Source organism: Pseudomonas sp. 1176_21 (assembly GCF_052850635.1).
This window is the reverse complement of sequence record NZ_VXCV01000021.1, coordinates 1-6,345: the sequence shown is the minus strand read 5'-3', so window position 1 is coordinate 6,345 and position 6,345 is coordinate 1. Positions and strand designations below refer to the sequence as shown.

Here is a 6,345-nt window from a genome sequence, read left to right as displayed (position 1 = left end):
CGTGAGTATCTGGCGCCGCAGACCGAGCTGCAGCAGCGCATCGCCGCCATCTGGCAGCAGGTGCTGGGCTGCGCGCAGGTCGGCCTGGCCGACAGCTTCTTCGAGCTCGGGGGGCACTCGCTGCTGGCCACCCAGGTGATCGTGCGCCTGCGCGAGCAGCTGGGACTGGAGGTACCGCTCAAGGACCTGTTCATTGCCGAGGATCTGCTGGCGTTCAGCGCCAGCGTGCAAGCCTTGCAGGTCGACACCCAGCCGGTGGAGGACGAATTGGCTAAATCTTTGGCTGCCCTCAAACGTTTATCAGCTGAAGAGCTCGAGAAGCTGATTTCATAACCAGGAGTAGTGGCGTGCAAGAATTGATCGGGGCGGTGGGCGAGCTGTCACCAAGGGAGCGCAAGGCCTTGGCGATAATGCTCAAACAGAAGGGCATCAACCTTTTTGGCATTGCCCCGGTATTCAAGCGAAAACCCGAAGAGCCGCTGTTGCTGTCGTACGCCCAGGAACGCCAGTGGTTCCTCTGGCAGCTGGACCCCGGTAGCGCGGCCTATCACCTGTCCAGCGCGCTGTCGCTGGACGGCGATCTGAACGTCGAGGCCCTGGAGCGCAGCTTTGCAGCGCTGCTGGAGCGTCATGAAGCGCTGCGCACCACCTTTGTCCAGCACGCCGAGCAGACCCTGCAGCAGATTGCCGAGCACGTGCCGTTCAGCCTTGGCCGGGCGACCCTGGCCAATGCCGACGCGGCGGCAATCAAGGCCTTCGTCGAGGCGCAGACGCGCAGCCTGTTCGACCTGCAGCAGGGCCCGCTGGTGCGTGCCACGCTGCTGCAGGTGAGTGCGACGCAGCATGTGCTGGTGATCGTGCAGCACCATATCGTTTCCGACGGCTGGTCGATGCAGATCATGGTCGACGAACTGATGCGCCTGTATGCCGCACATAGCCAGGGCCGGACCCTGGAGCTGCCCGCCCTGAAGATCCAGTATGCCGACTACGCCTTGTGGCAGCGCCAATGGATGGAGGCCGGCGAACGTGACCGCCAACTGGCCTACTGGACCGCGCAACTGGGGGGGGAGCAGCCGGTGCTGGAGCTTCCCCTGGACCGCACACGTCCGGCCGAGCAGAGTTTCAGGGGCGCGCAACTGGGTATCGAGTTGCCCGTCGAACTGGGTGCAGGGCTCAAGCGCCTGGCCCAGGCCGAGGGCGTGTCCCTGTTCATGCTGCTGCTGGCTTCGTTCCAGACCCTGCTGCACCGCTACAGCGGCCAGCCCGACATTCGCGTGGGCGTGCCGGTGGCCAACCGCAACCGGGTCGAGACCGAAGGCCTGATCGGGTTCTTCGTCAATACGCAGATCCTCAAGGCGCAGTTCGATGCGCCCCTGACGTTTCGCGCGCTGTTGCAGCAGGTACGCCAGTGCGTGCTGGCTGCGCAGGACCACCAGGACCTGCCCTTCGAGCAACTGGTGGACGCGTTGCAGCCGCAGCGCAACCTGAGCCATAACGCGCTGTTCCAGGTGATGTACAACCACCAGGGCGAGGCCCAGGGCAACCCGGCGGCGCAACTGCCGGGCCTGACCCTGGCGCCGCTGCACTGGGACAACCCCACCGCGCAGTTCGACCTGACCCTCAACACCTACGACAACCCTGAAGGCCTGGCGGCAGCGCTGACCTACGCCACCGACCTGTTCGAGGCAAGCACCGCCGCGCGCATGGGCCGGCACTGGCTGAACCTGTTGCAGGCGATCCTCGCCAACCCGGCCGGGCGCATCGACGAGTTGCCCTTGCTGGGCCCGGCCGAGCAGCAGGCAACCCTGCGCCAGTGGAATGGCCAGCCCCGTGCGTTCCCGGTCACACAGTGCCTGCACCAGATGATCGAGGCCCAGGTCGAGCGGACGCCGCAGGCGATTGCGCTGTGCTGCGGCGAGGCCCGGCTCAGCTATGGCGAACTCAACGAGCGTGCCAACCGTCTGGCCCACCGCCTGATCGAACAGGGCGTGGGCGCCGATGTGCGGGTCGGCCTGGCGGTCGAGCGCAGCCTGGAGATGCTGGTGGGGCTGCTGGCCATCCTCAAGGCCGGCGGTGCCTATGTGCCGCTGGACCCTGCCTACCCGAGCGAACGCCTGGCCTACATGATCGAGGACAGCGGCATCGGTCTGCTGCTGACCCAGCCATCGCTGCTGGCGCAGTTGCCGCTTGACGGCGGTGTGCAGTGCCTGTTGCTGAGTGACGATACAAGCGGCTACAGCCCGCACAATCCACAGGTGGTGCTGACCCCGGCCAACCTGGCCTACGTGATCTATACCTCGGGCTCCACCGGCAAGCCCAAGGGCACCTTGCTTGCCCATCACAACGTGCTGCGCCTGTTCGCCGCCACCGAGCACTGGTTCGCGTTCGGCCCGGACGATGTGTGGAGCCTGTTCCATTCCTACGCCTTCGACTTCTCGGTGTGGGAGATCTTCGGCGCGTTGCTGTATGGCGGGCGCCTGGTGGTGGTGCCACATGATGTCAGCCGCTCGCCGGAGGACTTTCATGCCTTGCTGCTCAAGGAGGGTGTCACGGTACTCAACCAGACCCCTTCGGCCTTCAGTCAGTTGATGCAGGTGGCCTGTGCGCCCGAGCATGCCGGCGCACGCAACGCCTTGCGCCACGTGGTGTTCGGTGGCGAGGCGCTGGAGGTGAAGAGCCTGCGCCCGTGGTTCGAGCGCTTTGGCGACCGGCAGCCGCAATTGACCAACATGTACGGCATCACCGAAACCACGGTACATGTGAGCTACCGTCCGCTGCGCCTGGCAGACCTGGCGGGGGAGGCCGGCAGCCCGATCGGCGAGGCGATCCCGGACCTGTCCTGGTACCTGCTCGACCGCGCGCTCAACCCGGTGGCCAGGGGCTGCATCGGTGAGTTGTACATCGGCCAGGCGGGTCTGGCGCGTGGTTACCTCAATCGCGGCGACCTGACGGCCACGCGCTTTGTCCCCGACCCGTTCGGCGCTGCGGGCGAGCGCCTGTATCGCACCGGCGACCTGGCCCGCTATCGCGCCGACGGGGTGATCGAGTACATCGGGCGCATCGACCATCAGGTCAAGATCCGTGGCTTCCGTATCGAGCTGGGCGAGATCGAGGCCAGGCTGCAGGCACTGTCGCAGGTGCGCCAGGCCGTGGTGCTGGCCCAGGCGGGGGCCAGTGGCGCGCAACTGGTCGGCTACGTGGTGCCGCGCACGCCGGGCATCGACCCGGGCGAACTGCGCGAGGCGCTGAAGGCGCAGCTGCGCGAGGACCTGCCCGAGCACATGGTGCCGGCGCACCTGCTGTTGCTCGAGCAGTTGCCGTTGACCAGCAACGGCAAACTCGATCGCAAGGCCCTGCCGCAACCCGATGCCAGCTTGCTGCAGAGCGTCTACGTGGCCCCGCAGAGCGATCTGGAACAGCGCCTGGCGAGCATCTGGCAGGACGTGCTCAAGCTCGAGCAGGTAGGCCTGACCGATAACTTCTTTGAGCTTGGTGGGGATTCGATCATCTCGATCCAGGTGGTCAGCCGTGCACGTCAGGCGGGCATCCGTATCAGCCCCAAGGATCTGTTCCAGCACCAGACCGTGCAAAGCCTGGCCACGGTGGCGCAGGTCGGCACCGCCGGCACCGCGCCGGAACAGGTAGCACTGGTCGGCCCGACACCGCTGCTGCCGATGCAGCAGCTGTTCTTCGACAGTGTGCAGGTGCAGCGTCACCACTGGAACCAATCGGTGCTGCTCAAGCCGTCGCAGGCACTCGACGCGTCGCTGCTCGAGCGTGCCTTGCAGGCGGTGGTCGCGCATCACGATGCGCTGCGCCTGCGCTTCGAGCAGCGGGCCGACGGCTGGCACGCCCACGCCGTCGCCGAGCCGGGCACGGCGCTGCTGTGGCATCGCGAGGCGGCGTCGCTGCACGAACTCGACAGTTTGGGCGAGGCCGCGCAGGCCAGCCTGGACCTGCAGCATGGCCCGCTGTTGCGCGGCCTGCTGGTCGACCTGGCGCAGGGCGAGCAGCGCCTGCTGCTGGTGATCCATCACCTGGCGGTGGACGGCGTATCGTGGCGCATCCTGTTCGAGGACCTGCAACAGGCCTACGCCGCCTTGCGTGACGGGCAGGCCGTGCAGCTGCCGCCCAGGACCACATCGATCAGACGCTGGGCGCAGTGGCTCCAGCAGCATGCGCGCAGTGAAGCGGTGCAGGCCCAGCTGGATTACTGGCAGCACCAGTTGCAGGGGGTGGCGCTGGCGTTACCGTGCGAGCACCCGCAAGGCGACCTGAGCAACCGCCAGGCTGCCAGTGTCAGTACGCGCCTGGACCTGGCGCAGACCCGTCAGTTGCTGCAGCAAGCGCCCGCCGCCTACCGCACCCAGGTCAACGACCTGCTGCTGACCGCGCTGGCCCGGGTGCTGACCCGCTGGACGCAGGCCCCGGCAGTGGCGCTGCAACTGGAAGGGCATGGCCGCGAGGAGCTGTTCGAGGACCAGGACCTGACCCGCACCGTGGGCTGGTTCACCAGCGTGTTCCCGCTCAAGCTGACCCCGGCCGCAGGCCTGGGTGACTCGATCAAGGCAATCAAGCAGCAGCTGCGCGCCATCCCCGACAAGGGCATCGGCTTCGGCGCCCTGCGCTACCTGGGCGACGAGGCGGCGCGCCGTGCGCTGGGCGAGCTGCCGACGCCGCGCATCACCTTCAACTACCTGGGCCAGTTCGATGCCAGCTTCGCCGACGCCACCGCGTTGTTCACGCCCTGCGGCGATGCGGCCGGCAACCCGCAAAGCGCCGAGGCGCCGCTGGACAACTGGCTGAGCATCAATGGCCAGGTCTACAAGGGCGAGCTGGAACTGAACTGGACCTTCAGCCGCGCCATGTTCGATACCGCCAGCGTGCAGCGCCTGGCCGATGCTTATGGCCACGAACTGTGCCTGCTGATCGCGCATTGCTGCAGCCCCGAGGCCGGTGGCGTGACGCCGTCGGACTTCCCGCTGGCGGGACTCGAGCAGGCCCAGCTGGATGCCTTGCCGATTGCCGCGCCTACCCTCAAGGACCTCTACCCGCTGTCGCCGATGCAGCAAGGCATGCTGTTCCACAGCCTGTACCAGCAGGACAGTGCCGACTACATCACGCAGATGAGCCTGGAGATCGACGGGCTCGACCCCGTGCGCTTTGCCCGCGCCTGGCAGGATGCGGTGGACGCGCACGACATCCTGCGTACCGCATTTCTCTGGCAGCCGCCGCTGCTGCAGCCGTTGCAGGCGGTGCTGCGCCAGGCCACGCTGAGTTTCGAGGTGCACGACTGGCGTGAGCGCGACGACCTGGCACAGGCGGTGGCCGCGCTGGCTGGCAACGAGCGCCGCCGCGGCTTCGAGCTGGGCCACGCGCCGCTGTTGCGCCTGCACCTGGTGCAGAGCGGGGCGCAGCGCTACCACCTGATCTATACCCACCACCACATCCTGATGGATGGCTGGAGCAATTCGCAGTTGCTGGGCGAGGTGCTGCAACGCTATTGCGGGCAGGCACCGCAGGTCGCCGTTGGCAACTACAGCGACTACATCGCCTGGTTGCAGCGCCAGGACCGTCAGCGCAGCGAAGCCTTCTGGGGCGAGCAGTTGCGCGACTTGCAGGAGCCGACACGCCTGGCCCGGGTATCGACGCCTGCCGGCGATGGCTATGCCAATCACTACCTGACCCTGAAGGCCGCCGACACCGGGCGCCTGCAACGCTTTGCCCGTGAACAGAAAGTCACCGTCAATACCCTGCTGCAGGCGGCCTGGCTGTTGCTGTTGCAACGCTATACCGGGCAAGCATGCGTGGCCTTCGGCGCCACGGTGGCGGGGCGCCCAGCCGAGCTCAAGGGGGTCGAGCAGCATATCGGGCTGTTCATCAACACCTTGCCGGTGGTCGCCAGCCCGCGCCCGGAGCTGACGGTCGGCCAGTGGCTGCAGCAGGTCCAGGCACAGAACCTGAGCCTGCGCGAGCATGAGCACACACCGCTATTCGAAGTGCAGCGCTGGGCCGGCAAGGGCGGTGAGGCGCTGTTCGACAATATCCTGGTGTTCGAGAACTACCCGGTGGCCGAGGTGCTGGAGCAGGCGGCGCCAGAGGGCCTGCGCTTCGGCGCGATGGAGCAGCACGAACAGACCAACTACCCGTTGACCCTGGCCGTGGGGCTTGGCGACGAACTGTCGTTGCACATGAGCTACGACCTGGCGCACTTCGCACCGGCCACGATCGAGCAGATCGCCGCGCAGCTGGGCCACCTGCTGCTGGCCATGCCCTCGGCGGCTGATCGGCCCCTGGGCACATTGGCGCTGATGGAGCAGGCCGAGCAGCGCGAGGTGCTGGCCG

2 protein-coding genes are annotated in these 6,345 nt (G+C 67.0%); both read left to right on the top strand.

Translation table 11 applies throughout. From position 1 onward, the window contains the following. Window positions 1–333 (top strand): phosphopantetheine-binding protein (locus FW760_RS25810; protein WP_446444097.1); only part of this gene is annotated, 333 nt, incomplete at its 5' end. A gap of 14 nt (window positions 334–347) precedes the next feature. Continuing rightward, window positions 348–6,345: amino acid adenylation domain-containing protein (locus tag FW760_RS25805; protein ID WP_446444096.1), on the top strand; the 5,998-nt coding region annotated here is incomplete at its 3' end.